This is a genomic window from Burkholderia sp. AU19243, assembly GCF_018148075.1.
Lineage (GTDB): Bacteria > Pseudomonadota > Gammaproteobacteria > Burkholderiales > Burkholderiaceae > Burkholderia > Burkholderia latens_A.
Genome location: NZ_JAGSTV010000007.1, coordinates 57,949 through 77,134, shown reverse-complemented (window position 1 = coordinate 77,134; position 19,186 = coordinate 57,949). Strand labels below are relative to the sequence as shown.

The window sequence follows — 19,186 nt, the reverse complement described above, 5'->3', positions numbered from 1 at the left end:
GAGATCAGGCAGCGCCGTCCGGGATGAACACGTAGCCGAGGCCCCAGACGGTCTGGATGAAACGCGGGCTGCCCGGATCGGGTTCGATCAGTTTGCGCAGGCGCGAGATCTGCACGTCGAGGCTGCGGTCGAACACTTCGTATTCGCGGCCGCGCGCAAGCTCCATCAGCTTTTCACGCGACAGCGGCTGGCGCGGGTGACGTGCGAACACCTTGAGCACGGAGAATTCGCCGGTGGTCAGCGGAATCTCCTGGCCGGACTTCGTCAGCGTGCGCGTCGCGAGGTTCAGCGAGAATTCGCCGAACTCGAACACCTCGGTGGTTTCCGATGGCGCACCCGGCAACTCGGCCGGCGCCTGGCGGCGCAGCACCGCGTGAATGCGCGCGACCAGTTCGCGCGGGTTGAACGGTTTCGGCAGGTAATCGTCGGCGCCCATCTCGAGACCGACGATTCGATCGACATCCTCGCCCTTCGCGGTGAGCATGATGATCGGTGTGCGGTCGTTGCTGCCGCGCAGGCGGCGGCAGATCGACAGGCCGTCCTCGCCGGGCAGCATCAGGTCGAGCACCAGCAGGTCGAAGCGCTCGCGCACCCAGAGCTTGTTCATCGCGGTCGCGTTCTCCGCGACGTATACGTTGAAACCCTGCTCGCCGAGATATCGGCGCAGCAGATCGCGCAGGCGCGGGTCGTCGTCGACGACGAGAATCTTGGAGGGGTTTTTCGTTTCCATGAGCGGCATCTTATCGCGAATGGGAAATTACGCACGGTCGCGTATTTTCGCGCGTTACAGTCCGTTACAAAATTTACCCGTAGTGTCGCGCGGAGTAAAGGCACGCTATAGAGATTCCTTTACTCGAAGCCGAAATTCGGTAGATACTCCCCTGCACTCCATCTTTCATCTTTGTACGCCCGAATTCCGCAGGGTTTTTCAAGTACCAGAGGTAACCGGTTGCCGCGTGACGAAGGGAACAAATCGACCAGAGAAGCGAGGACGGTCATGCGATCTGCCCGGATTGCACTGATGCTGACGATCGCACTTGCCGGTCCATATGCGTCGAACTTCGCGTATGCGCAGCGCCCGGAGCCGGGCGCCTCGTCGCGCAAGCTGCAGCGCGGCAAGGCGCCGCAATCCGACCGCGCTGCGGACGCGGCGGTCCGTTCAGCGGTGCCCCCCGATCTCGAACAGCGCCGCCGCGACGGACACATGACCCCCGAGGAGCGCCACCTGCTGCGCCAGCACATCGAGGACGCCGTTCGCGAGCTGTACAAGCGCTGATCCCTGCGCGCGTTCCGCTGCCGCGGAAAGATTCCGTAGCAATTTTTCGGTCAACTTTCGCATGCGTGCCGCCGTTGAACCGGCATCCGCACCGCCGGTGCGTTCCGGGAGCCCACGACGATGAAAGCGAACGCCGCCGCCGCGGCATCGCGCGCGATGCAGACGCCGCTCGACGCCGACGATGCGTTGTTCTTCCTGAGCCGTACCGGCTTCACTCCCGCACCGGCCGACGTCGCACGCATCGTCGGCATCACGCGTGCGCAGGCCGTGGCCGACGTGCTCGGCGACGTCCGTCGCGAGCCCGTGACGACCTGGCCCGACTGGGTCGCGGAGCTGCCGCCCACCCGTGCGCAGCGGCAGGCAATGACGCCCGACATGCGGCGCGACGAGCAGCGCGAACGCAATCGCCGCTACGATGCGTTGCGCGCGGCGTGGGTCAACGAAATGATCGCGACGCCTTCGCCGCTTACCGAACGCATGACGCTGTTCTGGCACGGGCATTTCACGTCCGGGCAAGACAAGGTCCCGTATCCGCAGACGATGGCCGCGCAGCATGCGCTGTTTCGCCGCGAGGCGCTCGGCAACTTCGGCACGCTGCTGCATGCGGTCGCGAAAGATCCGGCGATGCTTCAGTATCTCGACGGCGCGAGCAACCGCAAGGGGCGGCCCAACGAGAATTTCGCGCGCGAAGTGATGGAGCTGTTCACGCTCGGCGAAGGGCATTACACGCAGCACGACGTGACCGAAGCCGCGCGCGCGATGACCGGCTGGAGCGTGGATCCCGACACGCTTCGTTTCACGGTGCGGCCCGAATGGCACGACGCGGGTGACAAGACGATACTCGGCGAGATCGGCGCGTTCGACGGCGACGCATTCCTCGACATCCTGTTGAAGCAGCCCGGCACCGCGCGCTTCATCGCCGGCAAGCTGTGGCGCGAGTTCGTGTCCGATACGCCCGATGCCGACGTGCTCGACGGCGTGGCCGAACGGTTTCGCACGAGCGGCTACGACATTCGCGCGGCGCTCGCCGCACTGTGGTCGACCGACGCATTCTGGGATCCGCGCAACCGCGGCGTGCTCGTCAAGTCGCCGGTGGAGTTCGTCGTCGGATCGGTGCGGCTCTTCGACGTCGCGTACGGCGATCCGCAGATGCTTGCAAACACCGTGCGCACGCTCGGGCAGAACCTTTTCTATCCGCCGAACGTGAAGGGCTGGCCTGGCGGCGCGATGTGGATCAACAGCACCACGCTGCTCGCGCGCAAGCAGTTCGTCGAACAATTGTTTCGCGCGACCGAGACGGTCGGCATGCGGGCACCCGCGCATGCGATCGCGTCCAGTGCGCCGCATGCACCGAATGCGCGGCCGCACGTGACGCCGGTACCGGTGGCGGATACTGCTCCGGTCGTCGGTATGCAGGCTGCGCCAACCAGGCCCCCCCGCGGCGGCTTGCGGTTCGACCTCGAGCGCTGGCTCGCGCAGTATCGCGCGCGACCGCAGGCGATTGCAGGGCTGTCGACCGAGCTGCAGCTTCAGCACGCGGTGCTGCCGGTGTCGCCGGTCGCGGCGATCGATACGGATTCGACCGGCAGTGCGTATCTGGAGGCGTTGCTGATGGATCCGGCCTATCAACTGAAATGACGGAAACGACGATCGACCGTCGCGTTGCAGCAGCGACGCTCGCGCATGGCGAACCGAAGGATGCACGATGAACCGACGTGATTTTCTGACGCTGACGGGCGCTGCCGCCGCGGCCGGCGTATCGTTGTGGCAGCCGCCCGCGCGAGCGGCGGCCGTGACGGACGTGACTGGGCGGCAACCGGCAGCCGGGTACGCGAACGTGCTGATCCTCGTCGAGCTGAAGGGCGGCAATGACGGTCTCAACACGGTCGTGCCATATGCGGATCCGCTTTACTACGAGGTCCGGCGCAGCATCGGCGTGAAGCGCGACCAGGTGCTGCAGCTCGATGCGCAGACGGGGCTGCACCCGGCGCTGGCGCCGTTGATGCCGCTGTGGCGCGACGCCCAGGTCGCGATCGTGCAGGGCGTCGGCTATCCGCAGCCGAACTTGTCGCATTTCCGTTCGATCGAGATCTGGGATACCGCTTCGCGCGCCGATCAGTACCTGCACGAGGGCTGGCTCACGCGCACGTTCGCGCAGGCGCCCGTGCCGCCCGGTTTCGCCGCGGACGGCGTCGTGCTCGGCAGCGCCGAGATGGGGCCGCTCGCGAACGGCGCACGCGCGATCGCGCTCGTCAATCCCGCGCAGTTCATCCGTGCGGCCCGGCTGGCCGAACCTTCGTCGCTGCGCGAGCAGAATCCGGCGCTTGCGCACATCATCGACGTCGAGAACGACATCGTGAAGGCGGCCGACCGGCTGCGCCCGCGCGGCGGGATGCGCGAGTTCAGGACGGCCTTTCCAGCGGGCACGTTCGGTACGTCGGTGAAGACCGCGATGCAGGTGCTGGCGGCCTGCGAAGCGTCCGGACCGGGCGCGCAGGATGGCGTCGCCGTGCTGCGGCTTACCCTCAACGGATTCGACACGCACCAGAATCAGCCGGGGCAGCACGCCGCGCTGCTCAAGCAGTTTGCAGAAGGGATGAGCGCGATGCGCGGCGCGTTGATCGAGCTCGGACGCTGGAACCAGACGCTCGTGATGACGTATGCGGAATTCGGGCGGCGCGTGCGCGAGAACCAGAGCAACGGTACCGATCATGGCACCGCCGCGCCGCATTTCGTGATGGGCGGGCGCGTCGCGGGCGGGCTGTACGGCGCACCGCCCGCGCTCGCGCGTGTCGACGGCAATGGCAACCTGCCGGTCGCAGTCGATTTTCGGCAGCTCTATGCGACCGTGCTTGGGCCGTGGTGGGGGCTCGATGCGACGCGCGTGCTGCAGCAGCGCTTCGATACGCTGCCGTTGCTCCGGGCGTGACGGGCGGGGCGTCGCGCTGCGCTGCGCTGCCGATCAGCGGCGGCGCGCGGCGCGCCACGCGATCCACAGCTTGCGGATCGGCGTCAACGCGATGCGTTGATGCAGCACCTGATAGCCGTCGCGCTCGATTTCGTCGAGCAGTGCGCGGGCTAGTGCGATCTGCGCGCGCAGCGTGCGCTGTGCGCGGCGTTCCGATGCGGGAATCGCCGCGTCGGCGGCCGCGAGCGCGTCACGGGCGCGTGCGGTCTGAAACCGCAGCAGCTCGGTGAAGGCGGGGCTGTAGCGACGGTTCAGCAGGTCGGCAGCGGTCACGTTGTAGCGCTGCAGTTCGTCGATCGGCAGATAGATGCGGCCGTGGCGCGCATCGTTGCCGAGCTCTTGCACGAACTGCGCGAGCATCAGCGCGTGGCCGGCGTTCGCTGCCCACGGTTGCGGCTCTGCCGGATTCGCGGCGCTCGCGCGCGCGACGAGCGACGCGAACGTGCCGCCGACCTGCGCGATGTAGCGCTGCAGGTTCGCAAAATCCAGATAGCGCGCCTGTTCGAGGTCCATTCCGTAACCGTTGACGAGCGTGCGCAGCGCGTCGGCTTCGGTGGCGATCGCCGGATGGTGGTGCGCCAGCGCCTTCGTAACGGGGTGCGATGGTTCGCCGGCGGCGAGCGCCGCGAGTTCCTTGTGCCACCACGCGAGCTTCGTGTGTCCGACGGTCGGATCGCTGGTTTCCTTGACGGTTTCCTCGAGTTCGCGACGCAGCGCGAATAGCGCGGTGACGCGCGCCTGCGTCGCGAGCGGCGCCTGGCGCAGCGCGTAGTAGGCGCTTGAGCCGGCGGGGGCGGCCTTTTGCTGACAGTAGTCGTCGAAGTTCACGGATGGGATCGTCGCGGACGGGTTCGGGGGACGCGGGCGGGCGCGTAGCCGGCACGTTGAGCGCGGCATTCTAGCACCGCGCTTTCGCGCGTGCCGGCGGGACGAGACAATGCGGCGGAGATCGGGTAGAATCTCGCGCTCGCCTGATCGGGCATGCCGGTTTCGTATCGGCATGGCGCCGCGGGCGCGTGGAGAGCGCATCTTGCGTGCCGCGCGGTCGGGTGACGGAAATCGCGTGAGTGGCGAAATTGGTAGACGCACCAGGTTTAGGTCCTGACGCCCGCAAGGGTGTGCCGGTTCGAGTCCGGCCTCACGCACCATCAGCTTTGAACGGGTTCGACAGCATATGTCGATGCTCGGTAAATCAACGGATTAGCGCTCGCGCCGCTGTACGGAGGTACAGCACGAATCACGCTCTCGGGTGATAGTCGGGCGGTCGAGTATGCAAGATCCCTCAACGCACTGCCCCGGTGCCTCCACTACTTCTTGCAAAGACGGTTGGCGTGCGCGATTTCGGTTAAGCCCGATTCGGCCAGCCAACGGCTCGCGATCAACAGACCTTTCGAACGCAGCGCGAGCCACGGCATGAGCGGCGGCGCCCGAGCGTGAATTGTGCGAGCGGGCCGCACAACGGCTACACCTTCCGAGCCATCTTCGGTCGCTACACCGGTGAGATAGTCCCGGCGAAACGCGGCGCATGCCCGGATCGATGCGGCTGCGTGGTTTCATCGGCCGCTTCCCAGCCTGGCCGACAAGACACTAGTCCATGTGACGACTCCCGATCTCGCGGAATGGCGTGATGCCCGATTGCGCGGATTCGCCGCAGACCGCCGGAACGTGCTACTGCGAAAGGAGCAATTCGCCTACGGTGCGCGGCGCGCAGCCACCCATGCGGTCGGCATCCATTTCACGGGCGTCACGCCGCTTTCGTCGGCCGCCTGAACGGCTATCCCGAACCGCGTTTGGCTGACTGCGCAAGACAACGACGGCCCACTTCACAACGTCGCATTCGACAGCAGTAGTCACGTCTGGATCGCCGGTACGGGCGTCGGGTTGATCCAGATGAACAACGCCTTGGCGCCCAAATTCGACACGCGTATGTGCTCGGGAATACGGGGCCGCGCTGGTCGGCGACATGGGCCGCACACGGCATGATCCAGACATCCGATCGCAGGCAAAAGGAGGGCTTCAAGCCGCTGCCGTCGACGCTCCCGATCTTCATGCCGGGAGCGCCGCAGGCCTACCACTGCGAGCATGGCGACAAAAAGCGGTACTGGGCGTCATCGCTCGCGACGTGGATGCGGCCGTCACCGGAGCGGGTGTCGAATTCGGCGGCATCGACAAAAGCGATCTTGAGAGGCTGCGCGTCAACTATGCTGAGACGAACGCGATTCCCTCGAAAGCGGTTCAAGTCCTTCAGACTGAGGTCGAGGGGTCGAAGCGCGACCGAACAGCCGCGCGATGATCCTCTTGCCGAGTTCAATGCCTGGCAACTCGACGGCGCGGTAAGTCAGCGTCGCCAGTGGCCAGACGATCGCAGTCGTCAGAACGAGATTGACGACTGCGGTCACGGGCCTGTCCATTCCCTGATGCATCGTGAAATGCTCGACCGAGAACAGGACGGGCAGATGCAGCAGATACACGCTATAGCTTACCTTGCCGAAATGCACCGTCGCCCGGTTCACGAGCAGCCCGAACGGACGCGCATGCAATGCCAGAACGAGCGCAAAGAATGCGACGTTCCAGAGCTGGTGGCGCGGGAAGGTGTAGATATCGCCACCGACGTGCAGTGCCCAACCGAACCAGACGGCAACGATCAGCAGCGGCAAGCCCCATTCTCGGCCGATCGGCTTTCTCGCAGTGAAATAGAGCGCGATGCCGAAGAAGAACGCCGCAAACTGGTTGGGGAACCAGAAGAAGGGAAAGCCGACGTTGCTCGCAAACAGGCTTGGGTGTGCCACAAGTCCGTCCGTCGCGTAGCCGCCGACAAGAAGTGCGCCCACAATCCAGACGAGCGCCACCGGTAGACTGCGGATCGCGAGGAACAGCAGCGGCACGAAGGCGTAGAACACCATCTCGTGCGAAAGCGACCATTCGACGTCCATGAAGCTGCCGATGTAGGACGGAAAGAACCCGTGCGTAAAAGTCAGGAGCGCGAGCGCATGGCCGTCCGTCACATGCTGACGCGGCACGAGCGGAAAGACGACGAGGAGCGCCACAATCGCATAGAACATTGGCGCGATCCGGAAGAACCGCCGGATGAAAAAGCTGGCGGCCCGCTCGCTGGCATGGAGACGGTTGTGTGTGTGGAACAGGGTGAAGGCACTGAGCATGAAGAACAGTTGCACGCCGCGCGCGCCGTCCATCGTCAGCAGGTTAATGTCGCCGCCCATCTGGCTGCCCACATGCGTCACGATAACCGCGAATGCTGCCCAGCCGCGTAGCGCGTCAAGGTATTCCAGCCGGGTATTCGGCCCTTTCATGCTGTCCTCAGATTTTATGATCAGGCAGGATGTTACATCACGGGGTGACTGCGAGAGGCGCGTGCGTTCTCTCAAATATTCGTCGCGCGCCTGCAGACGTACCATACTGCGCATTGATTCGAGTCCGGCCTCACGCGCCACATATGTCCCCAAGCATTCAATGTTTGGCCCCAAAGCCCGGTGAGTCGAACACTTGCCGGACTCTTTGGTGTCAGCCGTGCCCGACGTTCCCTGTTCTGACCCGGGTAACCCGGCGGCATCGCAGGGGGGGGCAATTTTCCCGATCAGGGGGATCCAAATGCCTCCGCGCTCAAATGCCCGCGATGTCGCTGTCCGAGCGGCCAAGTCCCGCGAAAGTCCTACAAGCGGGCCGCCGGCAACGGCATATATCTTGTGGGTATGCCCAACGACTCGAAGTACTGGCAGGTGATGTATCGCATTGATGAGCAGGAGAATCGGATGGCCGCCTGGTTCTATCCGACGGTGACCTTGTTGGCCGCTGGAAGGCCAGTGATAGAGTAATGACAAATTGCGCGCCGGCCTCCACTCATCGCTTGAATGGAGGCGCGCGAAGACTCGGCGCAGCCTGGACTGCTCGAACTCGGTGGAGCCTTTCGCACGGAAGTTGTATAAGCAAAAGAAGGGCGCGGTGAGCGAGCGACACGCTGCCCCGGCGATGAAGCTGCTCGAGCGAGAACTATTTCCGGTGCCCGGTGCGCGACTCATCGCGTCACCAGAAGTCGAGCGCGCCCGTGTCGCCGGGCATTGGCGAAAAAGCGCTGCCTGTCGGCTGATCGCAGCGCCTTTTACTTTTTATTGATACGGGTTTTCTTGTCACGCTTCCGGGGGGCGCCTGAAAAATCAGCCGCGTGTAATAATCGTGTTCACTTTGCCTACAACAAAGAAGCATAACCGCACCGAGGATCTGCCGATGAAGCACATCGCACGCATTCCAATCATGCTGGCGCCGCTGCTGGCCGCGCCGGCCTTCGCTAGTACACCTGCCGACAATATCGCCTGGAGTGCCAGCCCAGCGAAGACGGTTGCCTCGTCGTCCATATGCTCGGCGTATTCAGGACGCATGATATCGAGCGGCGAGCCGTTGTCGGCCGAGAGCGTGTTGAAAGCGGTCGGCACGTCGTTGGCCACCGCCGCGCTGGCTGGCGTCGCTGGCGGTTATCAAGGGGCAGCCCCCAATCCGTGCCCCCCTCCTGGTCTGTGATGCCCCCGCAAGCAAAGCGCGGCGCGGCGCTTGCAACAAACACGATACGAAGCGCCGTGCGTTGCCCGACCGAGGCGCTTCGTCGTTTCCGGCTCGCCTAATCCCAGAAACTCCGCACCGCGACCGCCACGATCACCGGTACCGAGAACACCAGCGGTATCGCGAAGTACTGCGCTTCGCGATCGACGATCCAACTGTAGATCAACCACCCCGCGCCGATCGCGAACGTGATGAGGCCGACCAGCACGGCCGCGATATTCAGTGCCAGCCTGGACGGCTGGCGGCGCGCTTTGTCGTTGGTGTCGGGATCGCGCTGAGACGAGTTCATCTGAGGAGGGGCAAAGCCTGACGTATGTAAAGGCACAGGAGACCCCATCCGCACGAATCGCGCAAGAGCCGCGGCGTCCCGTACCGGCTGCCGCACGCGTTCTTCAGCGACTGGAAGCGCGTGTGCGATCGCGGTCCGCTCGCGAATCGCGCGCTGCTCGGCGCGCGCGGCCGCGCGGTGAGCTGGTTGGTCAGCGAGCCGGGCGTCGACGCACGGCTTCGGGCCCGGTGTGTGAAATACGGGCTCGGGCAACTGATGTGCGCGTGCGCGCTCACGTTCATGTCGATTTACCGGCGGGCCCTGAATCGCCGATTCAGCGACGTCGACGCGAGCCGTTTCGAAGAAGTGATCCCGCATCGGGCGGCCGCGCCGCCGATCGATCGCGCCGCCCAGGCTGTCCGCGGCCGCGCCGGGTGCCGCGACTCGCGACGAACCGGCAAAGGCGAGCGGTATGTCACGCTGAATCGGTCGTACGGCAGCGTGGCAGAAACGCCGTGCATATGCGCGTGCCGCACGTCGATGAATAGTTGTATCCGCAACCATTGGGCGCTATGCTCGTCATCTCCCGGTGGACGGATTTTCATCATGAACGACACGAATTCAGGGTCGGTGCGCGCGGCGGTGGTCGGTGTCGGCGCGATCGGCGGATTGCTGGCGTCCGCGCTGTCGCGGGCTGGCATGGCGGTGAGCGCGTACGCACGCGGCGCGACGCTCGACGCACTGAACGCGCACGGTGTGCGCGTAATCGACGAGGCAGGGACCGTGTCATCCGTTCCGGTGCGCGCGACCGACGACGCGCGCGCGCTCGGCGTGCAGGACTACGTCGTGATTGCGCTGAAAGCGCACGCACTGCCGGCGTTGGCCGCGCGTATTGCGCCGCTGGTTGGCCCCGACACGGTGATCGTCGCCGCGATGAACGGGCTGCCGTGGTGGTTCACGCACGGGCTCGCCGGCCCGGTCGACGGTGTGCCGCTGGACGCGGTCGATCCGGGTGGCGCGGTTTCGGCGGCGTTGCCGCCCGCGCAGGCGATCGGCTGCGTCGTGCATCTGTCGTCGAGCACCGATGCGCCGGGCGTCGTGCGGCGGGGCCGCGGCAACCGGCTGATCGTGGGCGCGCCCGCTGCGCGGCTCGACGCGCCGGCCGCGCGGTTCGCGACGGCGCTCGCCGCAGGCGGCTTCGACGTCGAATCCACGTCGGCGATTCGCACCGAGATCTGGGCCAAGCTCTGGGGCAACATGAACATGAATCCGCTCAGCGCTTTGACGGGGTCGACGGCCGAACAACTGCTCGACGATCCATTCACGCAGGCGCTCGCGCTGCGGATGATGGAAGAGGCCGCAGCGATCGGCGCGAAACTCGGCCTCGATACGGGCATGAGCGGCCCCGAGCGAATCGCGGTCACGCGCAAGCTCGGCGCGTTCAAGACGTCGATGCTGCAGGATTTCGAAGCCGGCCGAGCCCTCGAGATCGGGCCGATCCTCGGCGTGTTTCCGGAACTCGGGCGCAAGCTCGACGTGCCGACACCGTACTGCGATGCGGTGCTGGGGCTATTGCGTCAGCGTGCGGCGAACAGCGGGCTATAGTGGAAGCGCGGCGCAGCAGCGGAAATCGCCTGAACGGCGGGCAGGGATTCGTTGCGTGCGCTGCGGTGGAAGATCGCCGCGCTCGCGCCGTCATGCTGGCGTCCGATGCCGGTGATCTGCAGGATTCGTCTGAATAAAAAGAAAGTAGCCGAGTCGCACGACAGTGCGTAAAACGTTTGCGGCGGGTGGTTCCACACCGGTGCGACGCGGTCGCGGCATGAACCGCGCGCCGTGCGCCGCGTCACTCGTCGCGTTCGACCGCGTGCGCGACCACCTTGTCGAGCAGCCGCTCGAACGTCTGGCGCTCGCTGTCGGACAGACACGCGAGCAAGCCTTCATTCCATTTGCGCACGATCGGCATGATCTTGCGATGCAGCGCACGGCCGTCGGCGGTCAGCGCGATCAGCACGATTCGGCCGTCTTCGTCGCTGGCGCTGCGCTCGAGCAGCCCCTGGCGCAGCAGCGCCTCGGCCGCGCGGCTCGCCTGGCTCTTGTCGAGGTTGGTGTGGCGTGCGAGATCCATGATCGAAAACGGCCCGAACGCGCCGACGGCGGCGATCACGCGCGCCTCGGGCAGCGAAATGTCGAGCTTGCGCCGATAGACATCAGCGATCCCGCGGTCGGATCGCTTCGTGAGCGCATGGAGGCGATAGGTCAGAAACTGATCGAGCCCGGCTTGACGGCCTTTCATGTCGAATCCTGAAGAAAAAGGGCGGGCCCGATTGTTCCTGTATCGCGCGCTCGGGTCAACGGTCAGTGTGCGCCGTACTTCAGCCGTGTCAACTGTTCCGCTTCGTTCGCAAGGAGATTCGCGGCGTCGCGGATCGCGACGTCGAGCGTGATCGGCCCCGGCGCCGGCGAAAAGCAGCCGGAAAAATGTTCGGTCAGGCGCGGCAGCGCGGCCGGGTCGACCGCGCCCGACAGCAGCGACGCCGGCACGCCCGCTGCCCGCGCGTGGCGGCATGCGATGAACGGTGCCTTGCCGTGCAGCGTCTGCACATCCGAGCGGCCTTCGCCGGTGATCAGCCAATCGGCGCCCGCGAGCGCCGCATCGAGCCCGACCTGCCGCGCGACGACCTCCGCACCGGCCTCGAACTGCGCGCCCAGCATGTGGAGCGCGAATCCTAGCCCCCCCGCGGCACCTGCGCCTGGCAAATCGCGGCCGCGCCGGTCGAGCGCGGCCTCGAGCAGGTCGGCGAAGCGGCCGAGCGCAGCGTCGAGCGTCGCGACCTGCGCCGGCGTCACACCCTTTTGCGGGCCGAACACCGCGGTCGCGCCGTGCGATCCGGTCAGCGGATTGTCGACGTCGGACATGCCGATGAATTCCGCGTCCTTCAGGCGCGGATCGAGCGCCGACACGTCGACTCGTGCGATATCGGCGAGCCGCGCGGGCACCGGTTCGATCGGCTTCCCGGCCGTGTCGAAGCACCGCAAGCCCAGACCGGCGAGCAGGCCCGCGCCCGCGTCGTTGGTGCTGCTGCCGCCGAGCGCGACGAAGAAGCGGCGCACGCCTTCGTCGAGCAGCATGCGGATCGCCTCGCCCATCCCGCGCGTGCTGCGCGCATCGACCGGCACGCTCATGCCGATCGGATCCGTGATCCCGACGATCTCGGCCGTCTCGACGATCGCACTGCGCGCGTCGATCACACCGACCGCCGCGTCGCGCGCCGCGAGCGATGCGCCGGCGACGCGCAGCGTGCGCCGCGTGCCGCCGCCGGCCAGCATCGCGTCGAGCGTACCTTCGCCGCCGTCGGCCATCGGGCAGCAGCGCACGATCGCGTCGGGGCGGGCGCGGCGGATGCCGGTGGCGATCGCGTCCGCGACCTGCTCGGCGGAAAGCGAGCCTTTGAACGAATCGGGCGCGATGACGACGACAGGCGCGGACGGATGGTGCGGCATGGTGTCTCCGGAAGGCGTGATTGGTGTGGGCAATGTGCGCCGCGCGCGCGGCGCACCGTCATTTGGAGCTTACAGGATGACGGGGCCGCGGAGGATACGGTGTGCGGCATAGCGGCGATCCGCGCGCGTGGTCGCTAAAAGGGGCCGGGCGGTAAGGCGGGTATGTGCGTACGTCGAGCCGATCTGGCGGTACGAGGAAAATTGTTTGCTAGAATAGTCGATTCTTCCGGCCAAAGCCGTGCTCCGAGCCGCTTGCGCTAGCCATCCGGCGCGTGCAGGGATGGCGTGGCGCTCCGGCGCGGCGTGTGAACGTGACCGTCACTTCACGCCGCAGGCAGGCACGGCAAGGAAAACCCGATTCGCTCGAATAATTTTAGGACGATTGAAGCCATGGCTAACGTTGTTGAGAACCTCGGCAAGCTTGAACGCCGCGTGACGATTTCCCTGCCGAAAGACACCGTGCAGAAGGAAATCGACGCCCGTATCCAGAAACTCGCGAAGAACGTTCGCATGCCGGGTTTCCGCCCGGGCAAGGTGCCGCTGAAGATGGTTGCCCAGCAATACGCGGGTCAGGTCGAAGCGGAAGTGCTGAGCGACAAGATCGGCCAGGAATTCTTCACGATCAGCCGCGCGGAAAACCTGCGCGTCGCCGGTCAGCCGAGCTTTGAGCCGAAGCAGGAGCAAGCTGACGATGCATACGCATTCAACGCGACGTTCGAGGTCTACCCGGAAGTGAAGATCGGCGATCTGGCGACGGCTGAAGTCGAGCGCTCGACGACGACGATCGGCGATGCTGAAATCGACCGCACGCTGGACATCCTGCGCAAGCAGCGCGTGCACTACCACGCACGCGGCGAAGCCGGCGAGCACGGCGACGGCGGCGCGGACACCGCGGCGAAGAACGGCGACCGCGTGACGGTGGACTTCGTCGGCAAGATCGACGACGTCGCGTTCCAGGGCGGCACCGCCGAAGACTTCCCGTTCGTGCTCGGCGAAGGCCGCATGCTGCCGGAATTCGAAACGGCGGCGCTCGGCCTGAAGGCCGGTGAATCGCGCACGTTCGACCTGAAGTTCCCGGACGATTATCACGGCAAGGACGTGGCCGGCAAGACGGCGCAGTTCACGGTCACGATGAAGAAGATCGAGTGGCCGCACCTGCCGGAAATCGACGCCGAATTCGCGAAGTCGCTCGGCATCGAAGACGGCGATCTGACGAAGATGCGCGCCGAAATCAAGGAAAACCTCGAGCGCGAAGCGAAGCGTCGCACGCAGGCGATCGTCAAGAACCAGGTGATGGACGCACTGCTGAAGATTTCCGAACTCGACGTGCCGAAGGCGCTGATCGAGCAGGATCAGCAACGCCTCGTCGAAATGGCTCGCCAGGATCTGGCGCAGCGCGGCGTGCCGAACGCGAAGGACGCACCGATCCCGGCCGAAATGTTCGCCGAGCAGGCCGAACGTCGCGTGAAGCTGGGCCTCGTGCTGGCCGAACTCGTGAAGGCGAACGGTCTCGAAGCGAAGCCGGAGCAGATCCGCGCGGAAGTCGACGAGTTCGCGAAGAGCTACGAAGACCCGAAGGAAGTGGTCCGCTGGTATTATTCGAACCAGCAGCGCCTCGCCGAGATGGAAGCGTTCGTCGTTGAAAGCAACGTCGTCGACTTCGTGCTGGGCAAGGCAAAGGTGACGGACAAGGAAGTGAGCTTCGAGGCACTCGCGAGCGCATCGGCGCAAGCGTAAGTGTCGCTCTAGCGGCGTGCCGGCTGTCGGAGCGACGGCCCGCACGCCGTTTTTACGTCAAGCGCACGGTTGCCATTAATATGGCGATTGAGCGGGCGGCTTCCCTCCGTTCAATTTTCCATTCGAACAAGGTTCATTGAATGATCACTCGCGCTGAATTGCTGGACATGCTTGCTTCGAACGCGCCGCAGGGTTTCGAGGCGCAAGCGCTGGGGCTGGTGCCGATCGTCGTCGAAACGAGCGGCCGCGGCGAGCGTTCGTACGATATCTATTCGCGTCTCCTGAAGGAGCGCCTGGTGTTCATGGTCGGCGAAGTGAACGACCAGACCGCCAATCTCGTGGTCGCGCAATTGCTGTTCCTCGAGAGCGAGAATCCCGACAAGGACATCAGCCTCTACATCAACAGCCCTGGCGGCTCGGTGTCGGCGGGCATGGCGATTTACGACACGATGCAGTTCATCAAGCCGGATGTGTCGACGCTCTGCATGGGTCTCGCGGCCAGCATGGGCGCGTTCCTGCTCGCATCGGGCGCGAAAGGCAAGCGTTTTGCTCTGCCGAACTCGCGCGTGATGATTCACCAGCCGCTCGGCGGCGCACGCGGCCAGGCGTCCGACATCGAGATCCAGGCGCGCGAAATCCTTTACCTGAAGGAACGGTTGAACAACCTGCTCGCGCAGCACACGGGCCAGGACGTCGAGCGCATCGCGCGCGACACCGACCGTGATAACTTCATGTCGAGCGAGGACGCGAAGGCGTACGGGCTGATCGACCAGGTGCTGCTGAAGCGCCCGTGAGCTTAAGTGGGGTGCCGCCCCGATTTGCGCGGTGCCCCGGCAATGTCCCGAGTGCCCTGAGCATCTGCGGCAAGCGCATCCAGCCGGCTCCGGTCGCGCCCTAGGCGCGGCGTTCGGAGCAATCGGCGTATCATGTCATTTACCTGTCCGGAGGCTCTACATTCATGGCGGACAAAAAAGGTTCGAACAGCGAGAAGCTGTTGTATTGCTCGTTTTGCGGGAAGAGCCAGCATGAGGTGAAGAAACTCATCGCAGGCCCGTCGGTGTTCATCTGCGATGAGTGCATCGATCTCTGCAACGAGATCATTCGCGACGAGGCGGCTGCCGCCGGCGTCGAGGCCAGCCTGTCCCGGTCCGATCTGCCGAGCCCGCAGGAAATTCGCGACATCCTCGATCAGTACGTGATCGGCCAGGAGCGCGCGAAGAAAATCCTCGCGGTGGCCGTGTACAACCACTACAAGCGCCTGAAGCATCTCGACAAGAAGGACGACGTCGAGCTGTCGAAGAGCAACATCCTGCTGATCGGCCCGACGGGCTCCGGCAAGACGCTGCTCGCGCAGACGCTCGCGCGGTTGCTCAACGTGCCGTTCGTGATCGCCGACGCGACGACGCTGACCGAAGCCGGCTATGTCGGCGAAGACGTCGAGAACATCATCCAGAAGCTGTTGCAGAACTGCAACTACGAGGTCGACAAGGCCCAGCGCGGGATCGTCTACATCGACGAAATCGACAAGATCAGCCGCAAGTCCGACAACCCGTCGATCACGCGCGACGTGTCGGGCGAGGGCGTCCAGCAGGCGCTGCTGAAGCTCGTCGAAGGCACGATGGCGTCGGTGCCGCCGCAGGGCGGCCGCAAGCACCCGAACCAGGACTTCATCCAGGTCGACACGACCAACATCCTGTTCATCTGCGGCGGCGCGTTCGACGGCCTCGAGAAAGTAATCACCGATCGTACGGAAAAGACGGGCATCGGCTTCGGCGCGACGGTCAAGAGCAAGCAGGAGCGCGACGCGGGCGAAGTGCTGCGCGAAACGGAACCGGAAGACCTGATCAAATTCGGTCTGATCCCCGAATTGATCGGCCGCCTGCCGGTGGTCGCGACGCTCGGCAAGCTCGATGAAGCCGCGCTGATGAAGATCCTCGTCGAGCCGAAGAATGCGCTCGTCAAGCAATATCACAAGCTGTTCGCGATGGAGCGCGTCGAGCTGGAAATCCGGCCGGGCGCGCTGCAGGCAGTCGCACGCAAGGCGATCCGCCGCAAGACCGGCGCGCGCGGTTTGCGTTCGATCATCGAACAGGCGTTGCTCGACGTGATGTACGAACTGCCGACGATGAAAGGGGTCAGCAAGGTCATCATCGACGAGAACGTCATCGATGGCGACGGCAAACCGTTGTTGATCTACGAGGACACGCCGAAGGTGGCGGGTTCGAACTGACCGGCTTGCCGACGATGTTCTGCGAAAAAGGCCGTTCATGAGTCCGTGGGCGGCTTTTTTTCGTTTATCTTGTGGGTAACTCTGACTCGACACGCGGTGGTTACTTTCTTACCGAATATTTCCCGCACTTGAAGGCTTGCAATTCGTTGTGGCGGCCTCAATTACCGAACAATTGATTCCACTCATGGGGAAATGAAATGTCAGGCACCCAACTTCTCCCGCCGGAACGCATCACGCTCCCGCTGCTGCCGCTGCGGGACGTCGTCGTTTTCCCGCACATGGTGATTCCGCTCTTCGTGGGCCGGCCGAAATCGATCAAGGCCCTCGAAGCAGCGATGGAAGGCGGCAAGCACATCATGCTCGTCGCCCAGAAAACCGCGGCCAAGGACGAACCGACCGAAAAGGACATGTACGAGGTCGGTTGTATCGCCAACATTCTGCAGATGCTGAAGCTGCCGGACGGCACCGTGAAGGTGCTGGTCGAGGGGCTGCAGCGCGCGAAGGCGTTGTCGATCGAAGAACAGGAGACGCAGTTCTCCTGCGAAGTGATGCCGCTCGAACCCGACCATGCCGACAGCGCTGAAACCGAAGCGCTGCGCCGTGCGATCGTGTCGCAGTTCGACCAGTACGTGAAGCTGAACAAGAAGATCCCGCCGGAGATTCTCACGTCGCTGTCGGGTATCGACGAGGCAGGCCGCCTCGCCGACATGATCGCCGAGCGTCTGCCGCTGAAGCTCGACCAGAAGCAGCACATCCTCGAGATGTTCCCGGTCATCGAGCGCCTCGAGCACCTGCTCGCGCAGCTCGAAGCCGAGATCGACATCCTGCAGGTCGAAAAGCGCATCCGCGGGCGCGTGAAGCGCCAGATGGAAAAGAGCCAGCGCGAGTACTACCTGAACGAACAGGTCAAGGCGATCCAGAAGGAACTGGGCGAAGGCGAGGAAGGTGCGGATCTCGAGGAACTCGAGAAGCGCATCAACGCCGCGCGCATGCCGAAGGAAGCGAAGAAAAAGGCCGATGCCGAGCTGAAGAAGCTGAAGCTGATGTCGCCGATGTCGGCGGAAGCGACCGTCGTGCGCAACTACATCGACACGCTGATCGGCCTGCCGTGGCGCAAGAAGAGCAAGGTCAACAACGATCTGTCGAACGCCGAACAGGTGCTCGACGAGGATCACTTCGGCCTCGAGAAGGTGAAGGAACGCATTCTCGAATACCTCGCGGTGCAACAGCGCGTGGACAAGGTCAAGGCGCCGATCCTGTGCCTCGTCGGGCCTCCGGGCGTCGGCAAGACGTCGCTCGGCCAGTCGATCGCGCGCGCGACGAACCGCAAGTTCGTGCGGATGGCGCTCGGCGGCGTGCGTGACGAAGCCGAGATCCGCGGTCACCGCCGTACGTACATCGGTTCGATGCCGGGCAAGATCCTGCAGAGCCTCGCGAAGGTTGGTGTGCGCAATCCGCTCTTCCTGCTCGACGAAGTCGACAAGATGGGCATGGATTTCCGCGGCGATCCGTCGTCGGCGCTGCTCGAAGTGCTCGATCCGGAACAGAACCACACGTTCGCCGACCACTACATCGAAGTCGACTTCGACCTGTCGGACGTGATGTTCGTCGCGACGTCGAACTCGCTGAACATCCCGCCGCCGCTGCTCGACCGGATGGAAGTGATTCGTCTGTCGGGCTATACGGAAGACGAGAAGGTCAGCATCGCGCAGCGTTACCTGCTGCCGAAGCAGAAGAAGAACAACGGCCTGAAGGACGGCGAGATCGAGGTCACCGAGCAGGCGATCCGCGACATCATCCGTTACTACACGCGCGAAGCCGGTGTGCGTTCGCTCGAGCGGGAAGTGTCGAAGATCTGCCGCAAGGTCGTGAAGATGCTGCTGCTGAAGAAGGCATCGGGCGCGATCAAGGTCGACGGCGAGAACCTCGATACGTTCCTCGGCGTGCGCAAGTACGATTTCGGTCTTGCGGCGAAGGAGAACCAGGTCGGGCAAGTGACGGGCCTTGCATGGACGGAAGTCGGCGGCGACCTGCTGACGATCGAAGCCGCGGTGATGCCGGGCAAGGGCAACGTGATTCGCACGGGTTCGCTCGGCGACGTGATGAAGGAGTCGGTAGAGGCTGCGCGTTCGGTCGTGCGCTCGCGTTCGCGGCGTCTTGGCATCAAGGACGAAGCGTTCGAGAAGCAGGACATCCACATCCACGTGCCGGAAGGTGCGACGCCGAAGGACGGTCCGTCCGCCGGTGGTGCGATGACGACCGCGCTGGTGTCGGTGCTGACGGGCATTCCCGTGCGTGCCGATGTCGCGATGACCGGCGAGATCACGCTGCGTGGCGAAGTGTTGCCGATCGGCGGGCTGAAGGAAAAGCTGCTGGCTGCGCATCGCGGCGGCATCAAGCTCGTGCTGATCCCGGAAGAGAACGTGAAGGATCTCGCGGACATTCCGGACAACGTGAAGAACGCGATCGAGATCGTGCCGGTCCGCTGGATCGACAAGGTTCTGGAGCTCGCGCTCGAACGTACGCCGACGCCGCTGCCGCCGGAAGAAGAGGCGAAGGCTGCGGCACCGGTTGGCGATGCGGCGAAGGATGCCGGCTCGACCGAAGTGGTCAAACACTGAGAGCCTGAAC

At 64.6% G+C, this 19,186-nt stretch carries 16 protein-coding genes and 1 tRNA gene; 9 read left to right on the top strand and 8 right to left on the bottom strand.

Translation table 11 applies throughout. The features are described 5' to 3' along the window. Positions 1–4 precede the first annotated feature (4 nt). Positions 5–730, bottom strand: a complete 726-nt coding sequence (gene ompR, locus KDW55_RS15270) for a two-component system response regulator OmpR (RefSeq protein WP_004199523.1) — start codon at positions 728–730, stop codon at positions 5–7. 267 nt (positions 731–997) lie between these two features. Here ompR and KDW55_RS15265 point away from each other — a divergent pair, with 267 nt between their 5' ends. From KDW55_RS15265 to KDW55_RS15255, 3 genes are all read left to right on the top strand, one after another. Continuing rightward, entirely contained in the window at positions 998–1,276 is a 279-nt protein-coding gene (locus KDW55_RS15265) for a hypothetical protein (RefSeq protein ID WP_040144434.1), read from the top strand. 120 nt (positions 1,277–1,396) lie between these two features. Then, positions 1,397–2,914 carry a DUF1800 domain-containing protein gene (locus tag KDW55_RS15260; protein ID WP_212160203.1) on the top strand — a complete coding sequence of 506 codons (1,518 nt, stop codon included), beginning with the start codon at positions 1,397–1,399 and terminating at the stop codon, positions 2,912–2,914. Positions 2,915–2,981: 67 nt separating this feature from the next. Beyond that, positions 2,982–4,205, top strand: a complete 1,224-nt coding sequence (locus tag KDW55_RS15255; RefSeq protein ID WP_069241490.1) for a DUF1501 domain-containing protein — start codon at positions 2,982–2,984, stop codon at positions 4,203–4,205. A gap of 33 nt (positions 4,206–4,238) precedes the next feature. Here KDW55_RS15255 and hpnD read toward each other — a convergent pair whose 3' ends face one another. Further along, positions 4,239–5,072: a presqualene diphosphate synthase HpnD gene (gene hpnD / locus KDW55_RS15250; RefSeq protein WP_040144431.1), complete on the bottom strand. Its 834-nt coding sequence runs from the start codon at positions 5,070–5,072 to the stop codon at positions 4,239–4,241. A 233-nt stretch (positions 5,073–5,305) separates the two neighbouring features. On the opposite strand from hpnD, the gene KDW55_RS15245 reads away from it, so the two are divergent. Continuing rightward, a tRNA-Leu gene (locus KDW55_RS15245) sits at positions 5,306–5,392 on the top strand. A 1,047-nt stretch (positions 5,393–6,439) separates the two neighbouring features. Here KDW55_RS15245 and KDW55_RS15240 read toward each other — a convergent pair. From KDW55_RS15240 to KDW55_RS15230, 3 genes are all read right to left on the bottom strand, one after another. Then, positions 6,440–7,660 (bottom strand): acyltransferase, encoded by a 1,221-nt coding sequence (locus KDW55_RS15240; RefSeq protein ID WP_212197991.1) that lies wholly within the window; start codon positions 7,658–7,660, stop codon positions 6,440–6,442. Between the two features lie 756 nt (positions 7,661–8,416). Then, positions 8,417–8,704 (bottom strand): hypothetical protein, encoded by a 288-nt coding sequence (locus tag KDW55_RS15235; RefSeq protein ID WP_040144386.1) that lies wholly within the window; start codon positions 8,702–8,704, stop codon positions 8,417–8,419. A gap of 170 nt (positions 8,705–8,874) precedes the next feature. Next, positions 8,875–9,105 (bottom strand): hypothetical protein, encoded by a 231-nt coding sequence (locus tag KDW55_RS15230; RefSeq protein WP_040144385.1) that lies wholly within the window; start codon positions 9,103–9,105, stop codon positions 8,875–8,877. A gap of 585 nt (positions 9,106–9,690) precedes the next feature. On the opposite strand from KDW55_RS15230, the gene KDW55_RS15225 reads away from it, so the two are divergent. Then, positions 9,691–10,689 carry a 2-dehydropantoate 2-reductase gene (locus KDW55_RS15225; protein WP_069241969.1) on the top strand — a complete coding sequence of 333 codons (999 nt, stop codon included), beginning with the start codon at positions 9,691–9,693 and terminating at the stop codon, positions 10,687–10,689. Here the strand turns inward: KDW55_RS15225 and KDW55_RS15220 are convergent. The 3 genes from KDW55_RS15220 to KDW55_RS15210 all read right to left on the bottom strand — a co-directional run bounded on the left by KDW55_RS15220 (position 10,662) and on the right by KDW55_RS15210 (position 12,588). Then, positions 10,662–10,886, bottom strand: coding sequence for a hypothetical protein (locus KDW55_RS15220; RefSeq protein ID WP_156789023.1), 225 nt, complete (start codon positions 10,884–10,886; stop codon positions 10,662–10,664). The two genes, KDW55_RS15225 and KDW55_RS15220, sit on opposite strands and share 28 nt — an antisense overlap. A 44-nt stretch (positions 10,887–10,930) precedes the next feature. Next, positions 10,931–11,380: a MarR family transcriptional regulator gene (locus KDW55_RS15215; RefSeq protein WP_040144383.1), complete on the bottom strand. Its 450-nt coding sequence runs from the start codon at positions 11,378–11,380 to the stop codon at positions 10,931–10,933. Between the two features lie 62 nt (positions 11,381–11,442). Next, complete coding sequence (locus KDW55_RS15210) at positions 11,443–12,588, bottom strand: glycerate kinase (protein ID WP_069241487.1); 1,146 nt, start codon at positions 12,586–12,588, stop codon at positions 11,443–11,445. A 390-nt stretch (positions 12,589–12,978) separates the two neighbouring features. On the opposite strand from KDW55_RS15210, the gene tig reads away from it, so the two are divergent. From tig to lon, 4 genes are all read left to right on the top strand, one after another. Beyond that, on the top strand, positions 12,979–14,325 hold the full coding sequence (tig, locus tag KDW55_RS15205) for a trigger factor (RefSeq protein WP_040144381.1): 1,347 nt from the start codon (positions 12,979–12,981) through the stop codon (positions 14,323–14,325). Between the two features lie 140 nt (positions 14,326–14,465). Further along, entirely contained in the window at positions 14,466–15,119 is a 654-nt protein-coding gene (gene clpP, locus KDW55_RS15200) for an ATP-dependent Clp endopeptidase proteolytic subunit ClpP (RefSeq protein WP_006496351.1), read from the top strand. A 164-nt stretch (positions 15,120–15,283) separates the two neighbouring features. Further along, positions 15,284–16,555 carry an ATP-dependent Clp protease ATP-binding subunit ClpX gene (gene clpX / locus KDW55_RS15195; protein WP_006489345.1) on the top strand — a complete coding sequence of 424 codons (1,272 nt, stop codon included), beginning with the start codon at positions 15,284–15,286 and terminating at the stop codon, positions 16,553–16,555. Between the two features lie 197 nt (positions 16,556–16,752). Further along, complete coding sequence (gene lon, locus KDW55_RS15190; RefSeq protein ID WP_040144380.1) at positions 16,753–19,176, top strand: endopeptidase La; 2,424 nt, start codon at positions 16,753–16,755, stop codon at positions 19,174–19,176. Positions 19,177–19,186 lie beyond the last annotated feature (10 nt).